Raw genomic sequence first — 21,682 nt, 5'->3', positions numbered from 1 at the left:
AAATGTGGCAACGACACGGAAGGCGCTGACATGGTGGGGCAGGTTATTTCACTTGGGCAAGTCATCGTCGATTTGACCATGAACGTGACCGCCGTGCCCCATGCGGGCGAAGACGTGTTCGTCGACGGTGTGCAAACGCAGGTCGGTGCCAGTTTCAACACGTTGTACGCCGTGCGCCGTATGGGTGTCGCAGCATCGCATGCCGGCATCATCGGTACGGGGCCGTGGGCATCGCAGATCATGCAAGCGTTGAAACTGCACGGCATCCGTCATATCGGCAGGCGTGATGGCTCCCGTGATTCGGGATTCTGCATGGCCTTGACCGATGCGAACGCCGAACGAACCTTCATCTCGACACGTGGCGCCGAGGCGTATGGAGAGGCCGACGCGTTCGATGCCGTCGATCCTTCCGCCCAAGACGTGGTGCATATCAGCGGATACACCTTGGTACATCGCACGGCGGCGGCATTGCTTGCTTTCATGCGAAGAACAGCCGAACGTCGTGAGTTCACTGTGGTATTCGACGCTTCTCCGGTGATTGCGCAGGTGGATGACCGTATGTTCCGCGCAATGCTCGACTATCGTCCGATATGGTCATGCAACGAGCGTGAAGCGATGCTGATCGCGCAACGATTGATGCGATTGCAGGGTGATGGCGTTGATGGCGATGCCTGCGGTGCCTGTGGCCGCAGGATTGCGGAAGAGTGTGCGCCTGCTGTGGATATGCGGGATGCTGAGGTTGACGCATCGCTGGTCGCGTGGTTGCGCGATCGATTGCGCGCCACGGTGATCGTGCGTACGGGCAAGGACGGCGCATGGCTGGCGATTCCCGGCTGTGAGCCGCAGCATATTGCCGGTTTCCCGGTGAAGGCGGTGGACACCAATGGTGCCGGGGACTGCCATGCCGGCGTGCTGTGCGCGCGACTGTGCGAAGGCGCACGGTTGGATGATGCCGTACGCTATGCCAATGCCGCCGCGGCGTTGGCGGTGACGAAACACGGCCCGGCCACATGCCCTGGTCGGGATGAAGTCGAAAGGCTTTTGGAATAACCATGGTGAGACTTATAGTATAAATGACTATAAGTTGGTTATATCATGTGCGCAACGCGGTGACGCGGCGTGCGTGAATGATCTGCTCGCACCGTCGCGAAGCAGACTCAAGGAGTTCCTATATGAGCAATGAAAAGGGAGCCCTCTCCATCGAGGAGTAGGGTATTGACATTATTTCCGAGGAAGAGCGCAAGGGCACACCGGCCAGCCTGTTCTGGCCGTGGTTCGCGGCCAATATCTCCATGTTCGCCATGTCATATGGCGCATGGGCGCTCGGTTTTGGCATCTCGTTCTGGCAGGCCACCGCCATGATCGTCATCGGTGTGGTCATGTCGTTCCTGCTGGTCGGTGTCGTCTCCATCGCAGGCAAGCGGGGCAATGCGCCTACCATGGTGCTCACCCGCGCCACCTTCGGCGTTGAAGGCGCCAAAGTGCCGGCGGCGCTCAGCTGGATCGCCACGCTGGGCTGGGAGATCTCGTTGACCACCACCGCCGTGCTCGCCATGTCGAGCGCCATCGAAAAACTCGGCTGGGGTTCCGGTGTCATGCCCAAGATCATCTCCACCATCGTGGTGGTCGGTCTTGTAGTGGTCGCGGGCATCTTCGGCTACGACCTGATCATGCGTTGCCAGCAGATCATCACCATCGTGACAGGTGTGATCACCGTCGGCTTCTTCATTCTCGGCTGGGGACACATCGACTTCTCCGCCATCAATTCCGTGCCATCCGGTTCATTGCCCGCCATGCTTGGCTGCTGCTTCTTTGTGATGACCGGCTTCGGCTTGGGCTGGGTGAATGTCGCGGCCGATTACTCGCGGTATCTGCCGCGCAAATCCTCCAACGGCGGCATCGTGTTCTGGACGACGTTCGGCGCGTCCATCGCCAACGTGTTCCTCATCTTCTATGGTCTGCTGCTGGCCGTCTCCAATGCCGACATGGCCGAAAACGTCGGTAATGATCCGATTGGCGCCATAGCGTCCATTCTGCCGACCTGGTACCTGATCCCATACACCATCATGGTCGTGCTCGGCCTGATGTCCGGTGCCATCATGGACAACTATTCCAACGGACTCGCACTGCTCTCCTTCGGCGTCAAGCTGCCGCGCACCGTGGCCGCTGCGCTCACCGCGGCCCTGACCGTGCTCGGCGTGGTCTATGTGACCTTCTTCTCCGACACGTTCATCGGCCCGTTCCAAGGCGTCCTGACCACGCTTGGCGTGCCGATGGCCGTCTGGGCCGGCATGTTCGTGGCCGATGTGATCATTCGCAAAAAGGACTACAGCACCACCGACCTCTACGATGCGAAGGGACGCTACGGTGTTTGGAACGGCAAATCCTTCGCCATTCTCATCGTCGGTACCGTGCTCGGCTGGGGTTTGGTGATCAACACCGCCGCCAATTGGCTGAACTGGCAGGGCTATCTGCTGTTCCTCATCGGCGGTAAGGGCGGCAGTTGGGCCGCGGCCAACCTTGGTGTGATCGTCGCGCTGATCGTCGGTCTCGTCGGAGCGTTGCTGTTCCAGCGCGGCGACATCGCCAAGCAGGAAGCCGATCTGCCGGCTTCGGAAGTCTGAGCGGATGCGAGTGACGAAAGGAAAGGAAGAGTCATGATCGCAGAGGATGAATGGCTTGTCGTCATTGACCGGCAGCGTGTTTTCGCGGAAAGCGAGTGGTCCACGTGGGCATGCCCGGACGGCTCCTATCACAACACTGATGAGGCGTTTGCGCGATTGGCCGCAGCGTTCGGCGACCGCGTGGTCTACACGTGCTACATTGCGCCGCAGCCGCCGCACAACGCCTGGATCGACTATTTCAAAGGCTGGCCGCAGTTTCTGGTCGCTCCCGATGATCCGATGTACGATCTCACCGACGACACCGCGGCGTTGGCGAAAGGCCATGCCGTGGTCAGTTGCGACACGTTCGGCAAATGGGGTGACGCGCTGAGCGAAGCCATTTCAGGCGCCAAGAAGATCACCGTGTGCGGGGTCGCCACCGACTGTTGTGTGCTTACCACCGTGCTCGCCGCCGCCGATAGCGGCGTGGCCGTGCGCGTGGCCGCCGACGCCTGCGCCGGCAGCTCGCCCGAAAACCACCGGATGGCATTGGATACCATGGCGTTGTTCACGCCGCTGGTCACGGTTGCCGATACCGATTCCATCGTGGGTGATTCTACGGTGGAGTGAACAATAACCCGTTGCTTTGCGGGGTCTGCCGGGCGAACCCGGCAGACCCCGTTTCGCTGTATCGGGAAGAGGTTGAAGCTCGGAAAGGAAACTCGGTGGTGGGGAAGACACCTGGACCGGCCTTGGTAATACGCCATTAATCTGGCGGCGTGCTTTTGTAACTGCGGCGTAACAGTGCGGTGGCGATTGTAAGGGGCGATTCCGGCACAATCATGGGTATCACCAGTTTCGCAAAGAGGACTCACGCATAGCCGTTCCTCTCACCCGAAAATCCCATGTTTGAATCGAGGCCACCATGGCACAGCAGATCACCAGCCTGCTTGACGATCCCACGCAAGCGGTCAGTCTGGATACGTTCAGCGGACTCACCAAAGGATGCCCGGCACCATTTTGGCTGTTCCAAGGTGTGTGTGCGGCTTGGGGCATCGACCACCATCGTGCCCGGCTCAACCTCATCACCGTGTCGGAGAACGCAACGTTCCTGCTGCTGCTCGATGGCGATCCGCAAGGCGTGGTGCGTGTCTCGCAGCCCGGTTATGTTGGCGGCCCGGAGGCTGTGGCCTCGGAAATCAGTTGGCTGAACGCTTTGCATAATATCGACGGCATCAGCCTGATCAATCCGGTTCCCACCATCCGTGGCACGTTCGTAACGAAGATTACCGATCTGAATGGTGTGGGCTGGACGGTCATCTCCACCAAATACGTGGAAGGAATCGTGCTGGAGGATCTCGACAATCCCGCACCCTATTACGAGACTATTGGCGAATGGGCCGCGAAATTCCATAAGCAGTCGCGTACGTGGAGCAAACCGTATGGTTTCACGCGGTTCAACTGGGATCTGTCGAATATGGTCGGCCCCGCGCCCCGCTGGGGACGTTGGGAAAACGCCGATCTTACCGACGATGAGAAACAACTGTGCGATACCGCGTTGTGGAAGGCCATGGACGTGGTGATGAAAGTGCCGAGGACCAATGACACCTGGGGACTCATCCACGCCGACCTGCGCCCGTCGAATGTGATCCGCGGCGATGACGGAAAATTGACCGTCATCGATTTCGATGATGCCGGATATAGCTGGTATCTCTACGATTATGCCTCCTCGCTGAGCTTCATCGAGCACGAATCGTACGCTCCCGATCTTGCCAAGGCATGGGTCAAGGGGTACCAGCGCGTCGCCGGCTCGTTCACGGATGAGGAACTGCACATCATGTCCGCGCTGTCGATGATCCGACGCATGCAGATGCTCGGCTGGACTACCAGCCATCGCGAGGATGCCCTACCCGACGGGTTGTCCGCGCAGCAGGCTCCGGGCAGCGTGATGTGCGCGAAGAACTATCTTGAGGACCCGCTCTGGCTGTTGCATTGACGCGGCGGCAGACGGGATCGAATGCAACATCGCGAGATCGCGACATCCATTTTTATAACTGAACAACATCCGACCACATACAACCAAATGAGGAATCAATGGCATAACTCGCCGAAATAAGAGAGGAAGGCGATTGCAATGACTGCGTCAACCGTTTCAGGACGATCCATAGGCAGCGTGACCTACGTCGAAACCGACAAGGACTACTTCAAAAAACGCCAGCTTAAACGAACCGCAGGAGCATTCGGCCTGTGGGCCATCGGCATTTCGGCGGTGATTTCCGGTGATTTCTCCGGTTGGAACGGAGGCATCGCCCAAGCCGGATGGGGCGGCATGCTGATGGCCGCCATCGTCGTGTACCTCATGTATGTGCTTATGCTGAACTCCATCAGCGAAATGGCATCGGCCATGCCTCATACAGGCGGCGCATATTCCTTCGCGCGAGCGGCCATGGGGCCGTGGGGCGGTTTCTTCACCGGACTTGCGGAAACCATCGAATACGTAATGACCGCGGCCACCATCGTGTACTTCTCATCGGCATACGCCGACGCCATTCTGTCCAACCTGACCGGTTATTCGCTGGATGAGCATGGCTTGGCTTGGGTCTGGTGGCTTGCCTTGTACGCGATTTTCGTAGTGGTGAATTGGATGGGTGCCGAAACGTCGTTCCGTTTCGCCGAAGTCGTATCCATCGCCGCGCTTGCCATCGTCGCCCTATTCGGTATCGGCGCTTTCATGACCGGTAAAGCCGATTTCACCACACTGCCCAACATCAAGCCGACCGGCGAAAATTCCGCATTCCTGCCGTTCGGGCCGGGTGCCATCTTCTATGCCATGCCGTTCGCGATGTGGCTGTTCCTCGGCATCGAACAGCTACCGCTGGCCGCCGAGGAAGTACGTGAGCCGGAAAAGAACATTCCGAAGTCGTCCCGCCTGTGCATTTTCACGCTGGGACTGTCCGCGTTGATCATTGTGTTCCTGAACCCGGCTGTGGTCGGTTCCGAAGCGCTCGCCGGTTCCGATGAGCCGTTGCTTGATGGATACCGTGCGATTCTGCCAGGCAATCTCGCCGCGGTGCTGTCCGCCTTCGCTCTAATCGGCCTGCTGGCATCCATTCAGGGCATCATGTTTGCTTACGGACGCAACCTGTATTCGCTGTCTCGCGCTGGCTATTATCCCGCATTCCTGTCGTTGACAGGCAAGAAGAAGACGCCGTATTGGGGTTTGATCGTCGGCGCGATCATCGGCTTCGCGGCCCTGTTCATCATTGCATACGGCGGTGATGGAGCTGGTTCGGTGGTGCTGAACATCGCCGTTTGGGGTGCTGTGCTGGCGTACCTGCTGCAAATGGTTTCCTATGTGATTCTCAGAAAGAAGATGCCCGATATCAAACGTCCGTTCACCAGCCCATTCGGTCTGCCGGGTGCGGTTATCGCTGGTCTGCTCGCGTTCTGCATTTTCGTGGCTGTGCTGCTGAACCCGGATTATCGTTTGGCCGTATACGCCATGGTGATCATCTACCTTCTGGCGACTGTGTTCTTCGCGGTCTATGGGCGCAAGCACCTGGTGCTTTCTCCGGAAGAGGAATTCGCCGCCTCTGGAGGCAAGGCCGAGTACAAGACGGGAAACTGATCGACTAATCGGTTATCGATCACTGCCATATCGCCATTTCCGGGCGTGGCATGTGACCACATGTGAAAGCCGCATCCGCCGAGGGTGCGGCTTTTGCAAACGTGCGAAATCCGATTCATGAAAACCGGAATCATAAAACGCGAAACGTATGGAAAACCAACCTGCGCGGCTGCAGGAATCATGATCGCTGCAGCCCCAAAAGGTCGACCAAATAGGCGGAAAACGGCGGAAATGGTTTGTTTCTGCGCTGTATCAGCCGCTCAACATAGTTGCATTACCGTGTGGGTAACGCCACAGGAAGCCAACGAAAGAAGGAATCATGGCAACCCGATCAACCATTATGGACACCAACAGCTTTCGCCCGGAAATGGCGGCCGCCCTCGATCCGGAAACACGCAAGCTCACCGAGGAACGCGACGTGCTCGGCCCCGCCTATCGTTTGTTTTACCGCAATCCGGTGCATCTGGTGAAAGGTCGTGGATCGCACCTGTGGGATGCCGACGGTGAGGAATATCTGGACGTGTACAACAACGTCGCATCGGTCGGGCACTGCCATCCGCGTGTGGTCGAAGCCTTGTCCAAGCAGGCGTCGATGCTCAACACGCACACGCGCTATCTGCACGAAAACATCCTGCACTATGCGGAAGATATCCTTTCGACCATGCCCGACGAGCTCGACCGTATCATGTTCCAATGCACCGGTTCTGAAGCCAACGATCTGGCTGTACGAGTGGCTCAGGTCTATACCGGTGGCGAAGGTGTGATCGTGACGCATGAGGCCTATCATGGCAATTCCGCACTGACATCCAAACTTTCCCCGGCCCTGGGAACCGCGCAGACGCTGGGACTGACCATGCGCATGATCCCGACCCCGGATACCTATCGTTTGGTTATCGACGGCAAGCCTGCCTCGGAATGCACTGCGGAGGAATTCGGCAACTGGATGGCCGGTGAAGTGCGCAAGGCCGTGGCTGATATGGAACGTCACGGCATCAAGTTCGCAGCGCTGCTCGCAGACTCCATCTTCTCGTCCGATGGCGTGTACCCCGATCTGGTCGGCTATCTGAAGCCGGTCATCGACGCCGTCCACGAGCTGGGAGGCGTATGGATTGCCGACGAAGTGCAGCCTGGCTTCACCCGCACCGGCGATGCGTTCTGGGGATTCGAACGCCAAAGCATCGTGCCGGATCTCGTCACTTCCGGCAAGCCCATGGCCAACGGCCTGCCCACCTCCCTTATGGCTGTCAAGCATGAAGTGCTCGAACCGTTCGCCGGATCCATCCCGTATTTCAACACGTTCGGAGGCAACCCCGTATGCATGGCCGCCGCCCAGGCCGTACTCGACGTGATGCGCGATGAAGATACCATGGGCAACGCCAAGAAGGTCGGCAAGGTGTTCAAAGACGCCGTCACCTCGCTTATGCCGGAGCACCCTTGCATCGGCGACGTGCGTGGCGCGGGTCTGTACATCGGCTGCGAAATCGTCAAGCCCGGTACCAAGAACCCGGATCAGAAAGCTGCGTTGGACATCCTCGAAACCCTGCGCGACAACCACATCCTCACTTCCGTGTGCGGGCGCTATGGAAACATCCTCAAACTGCGTCCGCCGCTGGTATTCAGCGAATCCGACGTGGACTGGTTCATGGATGGATTCACTAAAACCTTGGAAACATTGAAGTTGTAAAACGGCAGATAGCTATGAGGAAAGGGCGCGGATATGGAAGATCATGCCGGCGTCGGGCGCGAGCGAAGCGCTACGAGCGAACTGGTCCAGCGTATCCGTGCTCGCATACGCGAACGGGAGCTCCTCCCCGGAGAAAAGCTTGGATCGGAACGGGCTCTTGCCGAAAGTTTCGGCATCAGCCGTTCCGATTTGCGCAACGCGTTGACCGTGCTGGAATCCAATCATGAGATTATCAGGAAAATCGGGCGGGCCGGCGGTGTCATCGTATCGGACGGGCGTCTGGAGCGCAATATCAATACCGTGGAATCGTTGCCGACGATCGCGCGTAGGCAAGGCATGCGCGTTTCGTCGAAGGTATTGCGGGCGGTGATTGCCCCGGCTTCCGTTTCCGACGTGCGATTATTGCGGTTGCCAGGCGAACATCCGATGATCTACGACATCATGCGGCTGCGGTACATCGAAGACCAGCCGCTTTCATTGGAACGATCGCGGTTGCCGGCGTATGTGTTCCCGCAGTTTTTGACGCGGGATCTGACGATGCCGTTCTACACCATGTTTGAGCGTGACTATGGCGTGTACCCGTGCGATGTGGACGAAACATTGGAATCGGTGATCGGCGATGAACGTGAGAATGAATTGCTGCAGATTGATGCGGAAACCCCGCTGATGCGCATTCACCGGATTGCCTATGCGTCGGATGGTCGCCCGTTCGAGCGGGCCACCGATGTGTATATAGCCGATCGGATGCGGTTCACCATGCACCATTCCGGCTATGTTCGCCTATCTGCAACGCAGAATATGGGGAAAGACGCAGACTCGGCGAATACCGTGAAATAGGTTGGACGATTCCCGTTTGCGGGGTTTGAGGGGTTTGCAAGAGGCCGTTTCCTCCGGCGTCACACGATGCGGCGGTTCACGGCCCAGCGGGTGAGTTCGGTGCGATTCGACAGTTGTAGTTTGCGCAGTACGGAGCTGACGTGCGTCTCCACGGTTTTGATGGAGATGAACAGTTCCGCGGCCACTTCCTTGTACGTGTAGCCACGTGCGATGAGCCGCATGACCTCCTGCTCGCGGTTCGACAGGCGGTCCAACTCATCGTCATGGATTGTGCCGCCTTGTGTGCCCATGCCCGTCGCCGAGCCGTTCTGGAAGGCGGACAGCACGAATCCAGCCAGTTTCGGCGAGAATACGGCGTACCCTTCGTGCACCTGCTTGATGGAGGAAATCAGATCATCACCGGAAATCGTCTTCGTCACATATCCTTGCGCACCGGCGCGGATCACTGAGCCGACATCCTGCGGTGAGTCGGAAACCGACAGCGCGAGAAACACGGTTTTGGGGGAGTAGATGCGTGATTTGACGAGGATTTCGGCACCGCCTCCGTCTTCACCGCCGGGAACGTGCACGTCAAGCAATACCACATCCGGTTGCGTCTGGGCGATCATCGCCACCGATCCCTCGACATCCGCCGCTTGGCCGATGATGTCGAAATACGGTTGCAACGTGGCAATCACCCCGGCGCGGAACATCTCATGATCATCGACGATGGCGATTCGAATCTGCCGTTCCTGATCATTCATTGCTGCTCCTTATCGCGGTCGCCGGCTCGGCCGCCGTACGTCTCCCATGGTGTACGCCGTCGTTGCGAGCCTTGCACAGCAGCCTGATGTTGCGACTGTTGTTGCTGTTGTTGTTGCGCTGTGTCGCCTGCCGCCGGTTGTGTACGCGGCGGTGTTGCCGCGATCGGCATGTGCATGCGCACTTCGGTACCCCACTGCGGACGTGACACTATCTCCACTGTACCGCCGCGGCGTTTGATACGGCCGATGATCGATTCGCGGATGCCGAGACGGTTCACCGGCACCGTGTGCATATCGAATCCGTCGCCATGATCGCGTACGAACACTTCGATCAGCGTGTCGGTTGCCTCGCAATAGACGGAAACCGGTTCGCCGCCGTGCGTCACCGCATTGATCAGCGCCTGTTGCGTCGCTTCGAGTAAGGCATCGGTCTGCGCGCTCGGACGTGCGTCTCCGACGGTCACCACCTCAATCGGCTTGCCATGGGCATCTTCCACCATGGCTGCAATCTCCTTCAAACCGGCGTTGACGGAACGATCCGACGTGGTACGTTCCTGATACAGCCATTCACGTAGTTCGCGTTCCTGCGAGCGTGCCAATGAGAACACGGCCTGATGGTCGTCGGCATGCAATTGGATCAAGGCCAGCGTCTGCAGTACGCCATCATGCAGATGAGCGGTCATGTCGGCGCGCTCCTCCTCGCGTTCCTTCAACGCGCGTTCCATGCCCAGATCGCGGATCAACGCCATGATCCACGGCACGATTGCCAGCAGCACGCCGACAATCAGCGCCAAACCGGACAGCAGCGTAGTGGTCATGGACATCGATTGCGCTCGTACACGCGAACCCGTATACATCGCGTAAGCCGCGAAAATGATGACGATGCCACCCAGCATAGTCCACAACTGGCCTTTCTCGGCATTGAACCGAAGCCAGGAGACGCCGATTCCGGTCAGTCCCAGCAGCAGCGGGACGATCAGGGACGATTCGATGCCGCTCATTAGCAGAACGGGGCAGAGGGAAAGCGCAATCAATCCACCCAAGGCGAGCAGGACGGGTTTCGGCGTTCTGCTGAGGGTCTGTTCAAGGCTTTCGCTGTAAACCTGCGTATTATCGGAATCTGTGAAGTCGGTGCCGGCGAGGCCTGGGGATTGATGCTGCGAATAAGCCTGCGTCTTGTTCTGCCGGAGTTCCATGAAGGCCGTTCGATTGGCGGAATCCGCATGTGTTTCGTAGGGTTTGTTGCCTTTGGCAAGTGGTGATTGCCTAAGCGGGCGATTGGCGGTAAGCGCATAGGCATGCTGGATGGGATCACCGGCGGGGATGGCCATCCATAGGAAAACGTAGGCGATGACGCCCGCTCCGAACCATGTTGTGGCGATGAGGAAAAGCAATCGGATCCATGTGACGGAGACCCCGAGATGCATGCTGATGGCTTTGCATATGCCGGCACCCATGCGTCCGTATGGGGGCCTGAGCAGTGGTAGTCGGGCTTGATGAGTGGGCAGCGGTCGGTTTTCACGCAATGTCTGATCGTAGCGATAACCCATGTAGACGGCGCTCGCCTGATCGTACTGCTGCTGCGTGTATCGCGGTTTTCCCAAAGACCTCATGATTCCATTGTGCTTCGTCGGGAGTGCATATTCAGGGTGTTCAACCCGTGTTCAGGGCAGATTCAGGGTGTTCCCTGATAAGCGGATCGCATGCGGATTGGTGTAATGGAAGCATGAATGAAACACATGATGATTCGCTGAATGGCCGCAGTGGGACGGAACCGGAATCGGTCAACGCCGCCGAACAGTCGTATTACCAACAGCCTGCGTATGGTCAGCCCCGTCCTTCGCGCGGCGGCCGCTTCTTTGCCTGGATCCGTTCCAGTCGGATTGTGCGCGGGCGTGACCGTTGGGTCGGCGGCGTGTGTGACGGATTGGCGCAACGTCTCGGTTGGAATGTCGCGCTGGTGCGCGCATTGATGCTGGTCGCCGCATTGTTCTTCGGTGCGGGTGCCGCGTTCTACGGTTTGGCGTGGCTTCTGTTGCCGGATGAAAACGGTAACCGGATTCTCTTCGAGGATCTGATCAATGGCGTGTGGGATTGGAATTGCGTTGGTGCGTTGATTTTCTGCGTTATGGCGCTCTGTATCCCCGGTGCCGGTTGGTTCACGTTCGTCTTGGCCGCCTTGGTGTTGTGGCTTGTGATCAACCGGCAGTCGAGTGTGGCGAATAACTGGCAGACGCAGCCGGGAGTGAGTCGGCAGACGATGCCAGGGCGACCTGTGCAGGAGCAATTCATGCCGAATCAGCCCATATCGGTCAACCCCGCTCAACAGGCGCAATTCGGTGCTGCTGGTGAGAACGTCCCACATGGCGTGCCTCCGCAGTCGCAGTACCAGTCGCCATATCAATCGCAACATCAGTATCAGGCATACCGGCAGTCCGCGGCTCGTCCCGGAGCCTTCTCCACGACCAACGTTCCACCGACGTTCACCGCTCCGGCTGCTGCACGGCCTCAACAGCCGCTCCCGCCCAGGAAGGAACGCCGCAAGTCTGCAGGGCCACTGCTCGTCCTAGTGATGTTCGGTCTGGCCTTGATCGCATGCGCGGTGTGTGCATGGTGCGTCATGACACACGGGATACATGACGGTCTGCAGCCTGAATACATACTGCGTGCGAGCGCGGTCTGTCTGGGTGCGGTCTGCCTGGTGACCGGTCTGGTGATCGTCGTGCTCGGATGCCTTGGTCGCAGGACCGGTGGTTTGCATCCGCTGGCATGGCTATCGATGTTCATGGTCTGCGTCATTGCCGTTGGCATGGTGGGGTATTCGGTTTTCGACTACCGAATGATTCAAATCGAGCAATCGTACAGTCGTGTTAAGGTCGACGGAACCGTCACCATGGGGTCCACTTCTGACGAGATGAGGAAGTACGAGCGTGGCATGGCCGTATACGGCAACAGTTACGCCACCGACGTGCTGCATATCGACCTGAGCCAGTACGCCAAAAACAACGGTTCGCATAAGGTCAAACTCAATGACGGTACATACGGTACGAGTTCCTGCCCCGCAGGAACACTGAATCTGGTCGTCGTGAACGCGCAAGTGGTGCTCACGTTGCCTGACGGTTGCTGGTGGTCGTTCGGGGACACGGCGGTCGATGGCAGCTACACCATCAGTGACTTCGTGGGAGGCCCGAACCAGATTTCCCTCCACAATGGCGGGGGCATGGTTTCGCTGTTCGGGGGAACCGAAGCCGATTCGGTCGTTGGCAGGCGGGCGTTGTCCTCGTCCGGGTTCAAAACCTGCCCCACTGACACTGCTGACACGGGTGCGGGCATGGACGGTGATGCCGGTGATGATTCGGGCCGGTCGACGCCGTTCAAGTCTTCCGATATCGACAAAGGGTATCGCGAGATCACCAACAATCGGCAGTACTGGCCCTGTTTCGTTGATGACAACAAGGCGCCGGCGCTTCCGGAATTGCAGGCCAATGTCAGCGCGACCGTCGGCGGCAGCGTCGCGGTGCAATATGCATCCGACAACACGATGGGAAACGCTGCGGTAAGGAAAGGAACGAAATGAGCGACGACGAAACCCAACGGATACCTGTTGACGAAACGGTACGGGAACCGGATATGGACTTGCCGACCGAGGCGTTGCCGCAATCGCAACCGGCATACGGAGGCGAACCGTACGGGAACGCAGGTTACGGGAACGCGTATTATGGCGGTGAGATCATCAGGCCTTCCGGCGTAAGCAAAGCGACCGTCGTGTTCGGCGTGTTCGTGGGCATCATCGGCCTCGTGAGCATACTGTGCGGTTTGAGCTTGCCGAGGGAGATGTGGTGGAGCGGCGTCGAAGCGCAACGATTCCTCATATACGTATTCGGGGGAATCGGTGTATTGTTCATCGCCGTCGCCGCGGTATGGGCAATCGTCGGTGCCGTGCGTGCGCGCAAAACCAACGATGCCGGCATTGACGGGGGAACCGGTGCCGATGCCAGCACGAACAACGGCTCAGCCGAACAATCCCCAGAACGCCAGTAGCGCCAACGACACCGCCGCCGACAGCACAACGCAGACGGTCAGCATGGCATGACCGAATCCGATGCTCGCAGTGCCATAGGAGCCCTGGATTCCGGGCTTTGCATGGGAGGCGTTCCGCGCCGCGGCATTCACACCGGTGCGGTGCTGGAACGCCTCAACGATCAGCTCGGCCAACAACCAGGCGAAGGCCACGACGGCCATCCAGGCGAGCGCCGTGACGATATGCCAGTTCCTCGCCAACATTGTGGAATTACTCGTCAACGAGATCGCATCAACGATGACGGTGACCAGATAAGCGAGGAACACGCATGTCACGCCCGCGGCAAGAACGGTATTGACGATCAGCGCGATACGCAGCGAACCGGTGAAACGTGGGAACATCAGCTGCGGGATGCGGGCGGAGCCTGCGGTTCGGCTTTGACTTGAATCGGATTGCGGGTCGGATCGCGAATCATGCTTCGCCCTGTGACCGCGGATCAGACCCGTGGCAAGCAATATGAGAGCGCCGATGGCGGCGAGCAGGGCGCACAACAGGCACAGTGCAATCGCCCCGGCGATCACGCCCACGGAAGTCACCAACGCCGGCGACGTGTCGGTCGGTGCCGTAAGCGTCTGGTTGGGCTGCGCCCCGGCCACCATCGGCGTGGCCCAACCAGACGCATCCGTACCTGCGGCGACGGCGTTCACCCAATCCTCCAGATCATGCGTGTAATGCGATTCCAACGGCAATCCGGGAGCTGGTTGGGCCGAACCGGTGCGTATCTGATGGTTCGCGTAGTAATACCGCACCGTCACATTGCGGTTACCTGCCGCATTGGCGGCACGGGTCAGCAACCGTGCACCCTGCTCGACCGGCATCGCCGTATCACGTGTTCCGTAATCGATGAGCAGAGGCATGGTCATCGACTTGCGATAACGTGCCGCATCGAAATCGGCGTAATTCGGGCCGACAGCCTGCACGCTCAGGCTCGTCAGCTTCGGAATGATGCGGGTGACGGCCTTCGGAGCACCCACGGCCTCAAGATAGTTGGTGGCGCTCATCGCCATCAACTGCCGTCCGGAAACCACCGGTGAGGATGCGAGAATGGCGAAAGCCAGATCGGGGTGTTCATCCGTCAGCACCGTGGCGATCCACGTGCCTTCGGATTCGGCGTAGATTCCCGTCTTCGAAGCATCCACGCCCGGCCATGCACGCAGGATCTTCAACGATTGCGCGTAATCGTTCGCACTGGATTCGTAATCGCGACTCAACATGGAATAGTTGTCGAGACGCTTGTCCGGCACCAGTGTGGTGATGCCGGTCGAAGCCATCGCATAGGCGATATCGCCATAGGCTTCCGATGATTTACCGGTTCCCGACCCATGCAGGAACAGGCAAGCGGCATGACCATCCGGAGCGCCGACCGGCTCGCGTACAATCGCGTTAACCGACTTGCCGCCGCCAAGGTTGACGGCGATATGCGTCTCCTTGGTACGGTAGCGGCCTTCCTGCGGAGTGGTGATGTTCTTGGCGCGGATGGCGGTGCTGGACGACTTCACGGTGATATGGTTCGTGAACGGTTCAACCCGCCAGCGTGGCGTACACACAACCCCCAGCACGCCCAACAGCGCGACCAGCAGTACAGTGATCAGCGCCGTCAGCGCGACGGTCATGCCTATTCTTTTCGCCGTGCTCCCCGTTGTTGCCGGTTCCTTCGGCGTATTCGTTCCTCTCGATTCTGCTCGCACAGTTGCCACTGTAGGACGTTCCGGCGGCAGTGGAACCGTCATGTTCGGCGTTTCGTCGGATTCCCGCGACTATTGCGCGAGTTCCGCCTCGTCCAGCCCCGCGAATCCCGCGATCCGGACCGTGTTCCCGATCGTCTCCTCCGTGAGATTGCGATGCTCGGTAGCCAATCGTGCCACGAAATCCCCATACAGATCGAGCGTACGCTCCGAATAAGTGCCCAATTCGCCACGAAGATACGTTTCGAACGACGTGGCATCAGGCGTATCCTCCGCGGTGGTGAGCACGCGCATGGACGCTCCCAGTTTCGGGTAGCGCTCGCGGAACTCGCGTGCCCACGCCACCTGCGTGGCGATAATCGTCTCCTGTTCGGTTTCACGGGCGGCGGAAAGCGCCGGAATGTACGGTTCGATGGTCGCCGCATACTCCTCGGGATGGGTGGAGCGCATCATGCGTGCGTATTTCTCGGTGACGAGATTACGGCCGACATATTCGGCATCCTTGAGATCGTCTCGGTAACTGGCAAGCAGATTCTCCGGCCAAGTGAGGAACTGGCTGGCGCGCATCTGATGGAACACAGGCCAGTTGCCTTGGCAGGCGGCGCGTCCGCCCGTATTGGTCGTGCGCTGGAACGTATCCCATTCCAATCGCACGATGGTTTCGACCAGATCGTTGCGCGTGCTGCTGGCCGTGCCATCGGTTGTACCGCTGTTCGTGCTGCTGGCCGTATCGTTGCTCGTACGCATGGCCGCGCTCACAGACTATGCAGGCACGGTGCGTCGGAGACGATATGCTCCTCGACGTACGGGCGCTGCCATTCCAGGAAGGTTTCATCCGATTCGGTCAAGCCCTCGCGCCGCAGTTCGCCTACGATTTCGGCGCAGATATGCTCGATGATCGCATGAACGCGATCGGCGGGCGACACCTGCGCGGAATCAACGGAATCAGCGGGACCAGTGGAACCAGCATGAGTGACCGAGTCGGCATCGGCGAAACATGCCGCCGATGCAAGTTCCAGCACCTCCTCCAACTGTCCGCACACGTCGGCGAGACGCGTCACCATGCGTGCACTCAACCTGCGTAGCGCCGCGAACCGCCACTTGTAGTACGGCGCATAGCCCACGGAAGCCGGGTTGTTGATCAGGAACACCAACGATACGGTGGCCTGTGCGAACTCATGGATGCTGGCCATGGCGGCAGGTCCATCGCCTCGCTTCAACATGCGGGGCAGATTGTATTGACCCGCCTGCGCGATCATGCCGAGACGGCGGGAAATCAGGGAAAGACGAACATCCTCCGGCATGAACGTGAATCCCTGACGGGTTGAAGAGAACGCGCCGAGCGCGTCGGCGAACACACGGCCGTTGGTTGCAGTGGCCAGCGTGGATTCAGACAGCATAAGCCATTCATGCGGCGCATCCTGCGCGGGAGCCTTGCGGTAACCGGTGATGCCTTCGAAGAAATCGCCAATACGGAACACGCCGTCCCTGCGTGTGGCCCCCTGCGCTCGCGGAGTGGTGGGGGAGTGGGGTGCGCCCGGTGCCGTATGTTCCGCTCGCCATGCGGCGGCGATGCGCTCGTAATCCCGTTGCAGCGATTCGCCGATGGCGGCGTAATCCTCATCCGTGAGCCACAGGCAGAAGCGCGGTCCGAAATCATGATCGCGCGAATACGCATCATCGAATCCGAAACATTCCGAACCGTATCCGACCAGTCCGGCGGCGATACGACCCGCATACCTGGGGTAGCGTTCCAACAGCATCGGTTTGCCGGCCTGCTTCCAGAAGTCGCGTGCCAGTTCCATGCCGTTGGGCATCGGATTGTCGGCAGTCCTGTGCGTCGGCTCATCGATGCTCTGACCCGCGGTCTTTGCGGCATCCAAGGCCTTGCGCAGATTCTCCTCGGTGGTACGCCAATAGTCCGTATCCTTGCCGTAACGATCCTCAATCAGGTTCAGTGCCTCACGGTAGTATCCGGCGGCCTCACCGTACTGTCGTTGCGCGAAACGCACCTGTGCCGCACCCGCCAAGGCGGCGGCATAATGCGCCGAATCCACGCCTTGCGCCCGTGCGGCGGTATGGATGGCGAGCGCCTTGTCCGCATAGTCGCGGGCGTCGTCGGTTTTGCCTTCGTCCAGCAGCGTCAGGGCGAGATTCGTGCATGAGCTCGCCAGATCGATATCCGTCGACGGGTCGTCGCTCGCCTCACGCAGTACCCGCATCGTCTCACGCAGCTCGCGTTCGGCCGCCTCGGGCCTGCCGGTCTCCTGGTAGAGCATGGAAAGATTGTTGTGCAGTGCGGCGATGCGGCGATCCTTCGGCGGGTAGACGTTTTCGGCGCATTGCAGGGCCTGCGTATACAGGTCCTCGGCTTGATCGTAATGTTGCGCGGCGCGCATCGCGGTGGCGCAGTTGATCAGTGTCGTGGCCCAGATTTCGGTTCCTTCCAAGCCCATGCGCAAGGCCAGTTCGATGGCACGTTGCACGATCCACTGGTTCTTTTCATGCCAGCCTTGGGAACGGTAGAATCCCATGGTTTCGTTGAGAACGGTGAGCAGTCCGGCCTCGTCGCCGGCGTTCTCCGCGTCGATCATGGCCTGTTCGAGGTAGGGTGCCGCCTCGCTTGCCGCGGTATGGCGGGCGAATATCGCATCCAATCCTTGCAGGAAACGGTCGGTGTCGAAAGTCGCCTCAGCATCGGACTGTGTTTCATCGGATGCCGTTTCGTCTGTTTGCGCCGTAACGGCATGTTCCGCATCCTGATCGAATCGTGCCGTGAACTGCGCCAGCAATGCTTCCTCGTCAACCATGGGTCCTCCTTATCGCGCATCCGCCGCATGCTTCTTTCAGTGTATGGCCGATTCGGTTTGGTGGTATCGGACGATTCGTTCGGTTTGTCGTTTCGGACGATTGCCCGACTGAATGATTGCCCACCTGAACGAGTGCTCACCTAAAACGAGTACCCACCTGAACAAGTACTCGAATCGGCGCCGAACGAAAAACCCGTCCACGATGTCGCGGACGGGTCTGCTAAGTGCCGGTCGGCTCACACCCGCACTTCGCGCATACGCTCCAGCGCACCGGTACGGGTTTCGTATCGGCGCGAGTAGGTGACGAGCATCAGCACGGCGATCAGGGCGATCGGCGCACCGGCGAGCCCCGTGTAGTGGTAGTTCATGGCGGTGACCGTCAGCGCTGCACCGCCGATGATCGAACCGACAGCATTGCCGAAATTGAAGGCGATCTGCACGGCCGCGCCGGCGATGAGTTCGCCGCCGCCCTCACCGGCCTGCACCATCAGCAGCTGCTGCGGCGAGGCGTTGAAGAACAAGGCAAAACCAAGCGTGAACGTGAGTACCGCAGTGGTGACGTGATTGCCGGGGGTAAGGAACACCAGCAGCAGGCCGACCGTGGCGATGCCCTGCGACAGCGCCGCCGTCGCGCCGGGCTTCCACAAGTCGGCCAGTCGACCGCCTGCGATGCCGCCGGTCACCATGCCGAAGCCGGCGAGCACCATCAGCAGCGGTACGATCGCGGACTGCCATCCGCCGGTCTTCTGCAACCACGGCGAGATATAGCTCCACCAGCAGAAAATGCCGGTATTGCCGCAGAACACGGCCAGAAGAATCAGCCACGGGCCGGCGTGGGTGAGGAAGCGGAACTGGCCCTTGATGCCAGCGTCCTTGATCGGCGCGACGAACGGCACCCAAGCAAGGACGAGCACCATCGTCATCAACGCCCATGCGGCGAGGATCGCGAACGCCAAACGCCACGACATCGTTTCGGCCAGCAGGGTGCCGGCGGGAACGCCCAGCATATTGGCCACGGTCTGGCCCGTGACCATCATCGAAACGGATTGCGCTTCCTTGCCCTTATCGGCCAACGTTTTCGCGATCAGCGTCGCCGTGCCGAAGAACGCGCCGTGCGGCAGTCCGGAAATGAAACGGGCGACCAACAGCATGGGGGAGTTCACGGAGATCGCGCTGAGCGTATTGCCCGCCAATGCGATCACCATGAACAGTATGATGAGGTTCTTCGGCGGCACCTTGCGGCCGAACACCAGAATCAGCGTGCCGAAGCACACGCCGATCGCGTAGGCGGAGATGTAGTGGCCTGCGGCGGGGATGCTGACGTGCATGGCGGCGGCGGTTTGGGGCAGGATGCCCATCATCACGAATTCGGCGGCGCCGAGGATGAACGCGCCGGATGCCAGCGCGAGGATGCTTCTTTTCATGGGGTTCTCTCTGTAACAAGTGGCGTCAAACGTTGTAACCAACGGGATATTGTAAAACGGAAATACCTTGGGGGATTGGTAAAGAAGGTAAAAGTCCGGATGTCGGAAACGGACTGCTGGACGTGAGCGCAGACCATCGGATGAGTGGGAATGGATGCTGGAGATACGAAAAAAGGCGGAACCGAAGTTCCGCCTTTCAGTTGTCGGGCTGGCGGGATTTGAACCCGCGGCCTCTTCGTCCCGAACGAAGCGCGCTACCAAGCTGCGCTACAGCCCGTTTGGCAACATCCGCTAGTTTACGTCACTTGACGGATATTGCCAAATCGGCGTGTCGGTGTCCGGGGTGTACACGATAAGCGGTGCGTGAGACGCGCGATAATCCGCCTTCCATAAGGCATCATGGGCCGAGCGCAATCCGCTTTGCGCAACCCGTGTCAAATTCCCCCGTGTTGCGTACACTTGGCAACCATGTCTGAAGTAGTTGAGAACACTGAAAACGAAGAGGGCGAACGCGCCCCGCACATGACCACTGTCGAACGCGCCGAGATGCTGCTCGCGCAGGATGGCACCATCGCCGAACGCATCAACGCTGGCGCCACGCTGGATGAGGCCGTCGACCCGTCCAATAAGGAATTCGGCCCGCTGGCCCACTCCGAGCAGGTGCAGATGCGTGTCGCCAAGCGTGCCATGATGCTCAAGGACGGCATTCAGCCCTACCCGGTGACCCTGGACGTCACCGCCACCATCGAAGAGGTGCGTGCCAAGTACGACGGCAAGCTCGAAGCCGGCGACGAAACCAAGGATGTGGTCGGCATCGCCGGCCGCGTGCTGTTCCTGCGCAACGCGGGCGGCCTGTGCTTCGTGCAGCTGTCCGCCGGCGACGGCACCAAGATCCAGGGCATGATCTCCAAGAAGGAGATCGGCGCCGACTCCCTCAAGCAGTTCAAGCAGCTGGTCGACCTGGGTGACCACCTGTTCATCAAGGGTCGTGTGATCGCCTCCAAGACCGGCGAACTGTCCGTGTTCGCCACCGAATGGGCCATCGCCGCCAAGGCGCTGCAGCCGCTGCCCGCGCTGCACAAGGACCTGAACGAAGACACCCGTACCCGCAAGCCGTACATCGGCATGATCGCCGACGAGAAGATCCGCAACATGGTGCGCAACCGTTCCAAGGCCGTCGCCTCCCTGCGCAAGACCTTCGCCGATCATGACTTCCTCGAGGTCGAAACCCCGATGCTGCAAACCGTGCACGGCGGTGCCGCTGCCCGCCCGTTCACCACGCACATGAACGCCTTCGACCTTGACCTGTACCTGCGCATCGCGCCGGAACTGTTCCTCAAGCGCTGCCTCGTCGGCGGCATCGACCGCGTGTTCGAAATCAACCGCGACTTCCGCAACGAAGGCGTCGACGCCACCCACGCCCCGGAATTCACCATGGTTGAGGCCTATCAGGCCTACGGCAACTACGACACCATCGGCGCACTCGTCAAGCAGCTCGTGCAGGACACCGCCATGGACGTGTTCGGCAGCCACAAGGTGACCCTGCTGGACGGTACCGAATATGATTTCGGCGGCGAATGGAAGACCATCAGCATGTACGATTCCCTTTCCGAAGCGCTCGGCGAGGAGATTGTGCCGAACGGCGGTCCGGATAATCCGGGCACTTCCGTGGAGCACTTGGGCGAGATCGCCGACAAGCTCGGCGTGGAACGCGACGATGTGGAGAACCACGGCAAGCTCGTCGAACACCTGTGGGAGCACTTCTACGAGGACAAGCTGTATGAGCCGACCTTCGTGCGTGATTTCCCGGTCGAAACCTCCCCGCTGGTCAAGGGCCACCGTTCCAAGCCGGGCGTGGTCGAGAAGTGGGATCTGTACGTGCGCGGCTTCGAGCTGGCCACCGGCTACTCCGAGCTCAACGACCCGGTTGTGCAGCGTGAACGCTTCGTGGCTCAGGCCAAGGATGCGCTCGCCGGCGATGAGGAAGCCTGCGATATTGATGAGGACTTCCTCGAGGCCCTCGGCGTGGGCATGCCTCCGGCAGGCGGCATGGGTATGGGCATCGACCGACTGCTCATCGCCCTCACCGGCGCCACCATCCGCGAAACCATCACCTTCCCGCTGGTGAAGCCGCTGAACTGAGGCGAAGCTCGATTCAGCGGTTTGACGTGAGGCGGAAAAGCTGAC

General features: G+C 59.7%; 16 protein-coding genes and 1 tRNA gene. 10 read left to right on the top strand and 7 right to left on the bottom strand.

Annotation, left to right across the window (positions count from 1 at the left end; genetic code table 11):
* Positions 1-30 precede the first annotated feature (30 nt).
* The 7 genes from BUB29_RS05780 (at position 31) to BUB29_RS05750 (ending at position 8,752) form a co-directional block, all read left to right on the top strand.
* Complete coding sequence (locus BUB29_RS05780; protein ID WP_033522723.1) at positions 31-1,050, top strand: PfkB family carbohydrate kinase; 1,020 nt, start codon at positions 31-33, stop codon at positions 1,048-1,050.
* A gap of 164 nt (positions 1,051-1,214) precedes the next feature.
* Positions 1,215-2,624 (top strand): purine-cytosine permease family protein, encoded by a 1,410-nt coding sequence (locus tag BUB29_RS05775; RefSeq protein ID WP_327020859.1) that lies wholly within the window; start codon positions 1,215-1,217, stop codon positions 2,622-2,624.
* Positions 2,625-2,657: 33 nt separating this feature from the next.
* Positions 2,658-3,233: a cysteine hydrolase family protein gene (locus BUB29_RS05770; RefSeq protein ID WP_033522724.1), complete on the top strand. Its 576-nt coding sequence runs from the start codon at positions 2,658-2,660 to the stop codon at positions 3,231-3,233.
* A 295-nt stretch (positions 3,234-3,528) separates the two neighbouring features.
* Positions 3,529-4,599, top strand: a complete 1,071-nt coding sequence (locus tag BUB29_RS05765; RefSeq protein WP_033522725.1) for a phosphotransferase enzyme family protein — start codon at positions 3,529-3,531, stop codon at positions 4,597-4,599.
* Positions 4,600-4,737: 138 nt separating this feature from the next.
* Positions 4,738-6,231, top strand: a complete 1,494-nt coding sequence (locus BUB29_RS05760) for an amino acid permease (protein ID WP_033522726.1) — start codon at positions 4,738-4,740, stop codon at positions 6,229-6,231.
* Positions 6,232-6,550: 319 nt separating this feature from the next.
* Positions 6,551-7,915, top strand: coding sequence for an aspartate aminotransferase family protein (locus BUB29_RS05755; protein ID WP_033522727.1), 1,365 nt, complete (start codon positions 6,551-6,553; stop codon positions 7,913-7,915).
* 33 nt (positions 7,916-7,948) lie between these two features.
* Positions 7,949-8,752 (top strand): GntR family transcriptional regulator, encoded by an 804-nt coding sequence (locus tag BUB29_RS05750; protein ID WP_033522728.1) that lies wholly within the window; start codon positions 7,949-7,951, stop codon positions 8,750-8,752.
* 59 nt (positions 8,753-8,811) lie between these two features.
* Here BUB29_RS05750 and BUB29_RS05745 read toward each other — a convergent pair whose 3' ends face one another.
* Positions 8,812-9,495, bottom strand: coding sequence for a LuxR C-terminal-related transcriptional regulator (locus tag BUB29_RS05745; protein ID WP_033522729.1), 684 nt, complete (start codon positions 9,493-9,495; stop codon positions 8,812-8,814).
* Positions 9,492-11,108 carry an ATP-binding protein gene (locus BUB29_RS05740; protein WP_081888384.1) on the bottom strand — a complete coding sequence of 539 codons (1,617 nt, stop codon included), beginning with the start codon at positions 11,106-11,108 and terminating at the stop codon, positions 9,492-9,494. Before BUB29_RS05740 ends, BUB29_RS05745 begins: the two co-directional genes overlap by 4 nt.
* A gap of 113 nt (positions 11,109-11,221) precedes the next feature.
* On the opposite strand from BUB29_RS05740, the gene BUB29_RS05735 reads away from it, so the two are divergent.
* On the top strand, positions 11,222-13,072 hold the full coding sequence (locus BUB29_RS05735) for a PspC domain-containing protein (protein WP_081888385.1): 1,851 nt from the start codon (positions 11,222-11,224) through the stop codon (positions 13,070-13,072).
* Positions 13,069-13,536 (top strand): hypothetical protein, encoded by a 468-nt coding sequence (locus BUB29_RS05730; protein WP_051914956.1) that lies wholly within the window; start codon positions 13,069-13,071, stop codon positions 13,534-13,536. The genes BUB29_RS05735 and BUB29_RS05730 overlap by 4 nt, the downstream gene beginning before the upstream one ends.
* Here BUB29_RS05730 and BUB29_RS05725 read toward each other — a convergent pair.
* The 5 genes from BUB29_RS05725 to BUB29_RS05705 all read right to left on the bottom strand — a co-directional run bounded on the left by BUB29_RS05725 (position 13,507) and on the right by BUB29_RS05705 (position 19,772).
* Positions 13,507-15,189 carry an alpha/beta hydrolase family protein gene (locus BUB29_RS05725; RefSeq protein WP_033522730.1) on the bottom strand — a complete coding sequence of 561 codons (1,683 nt, stop codon included), beginning with the start codon at positions 15,187-15,189 and terminating at the stop codon, positions 13,507-13,509. The genes BUB29_RS05730 and BUB29_RS05725 overlap by 30 nt on opposite strands.
* A 144-nt stretch (positions 15,190-15,333) precedes the next feature.
* Positions 15,334-16,008, bottom strand: a complete 675-nt coding sequence (locus tag BUB29_RS05720; protein ID WP_081888396.1) for a DUF4125 family protein — start codon at positions 16,006-16,008, stop codon at positions 15,334-15,336.
* A gap of 8 nt (positions 16,009-16,016) precedes the next feature.
* Positions 16,017-18,071, bottom strand: coding sequence for a DUF4037 domain-containing protein (locus tag BUB29_RS05715; protein ID WP_033522731.1), 2,055 nt, complete (start codon positions 18,069-18,071; stop codon positions 16,017-16,019).
* A 236-nt stretch (positions 18,072-18,307) separates the two neighbouring features.
* Positions 18,308-19,495 carry an MFS transporter gene (locus BUB29_RS05710; RefSeq protein ID WP_033522732.1) on the bottom strand — a complete coding sequence of 396 codons (1,188 nt, stop codon included), beginning with the start codon at positions 19,493-19,495 and terminating at the stop codon, positions 18,308-18,310.
* Positions 19,496-19,698: 203 nt separating this feature from the next.
* Positions 19,699-19,772, bottom strand: a tRNA-Pro gene (locus tag BUB29_RS05705).
* Positions 19,773-19,963: 191 nt separating this feature from the next.
* On the opposite strand from BUB29_RS05705, the gene lysS reads away from it, so the two are divergent.
* Positions 19,964-21,637 (top strand): lysine--tRNA ligase, encoded by a 1,674-nt coding sequence (lysS, locus tag BUB29_RS05700; RefSeq protein WP_033522733.1) that lies wholly within the window; start codon positions 19,964-19,966, stop codon positions 21,635-21,637.
* Positions 21,638-21,682 lie beyond the last annotated feature (45 nt).

This window comes from Bifidobacterium merycicum DSM 6492 (assembly GCF_900129045.1).
Lineage (GTDB): Bacteria > Actinomycetota > Actinomycetes > Actinomycetales > Bifidobacteriaceae > Bifidobacterium > Bifidobacterium merycicum.
This window is presented reverse-complemented; position numbering and strand designations above follow the sequence as displayed.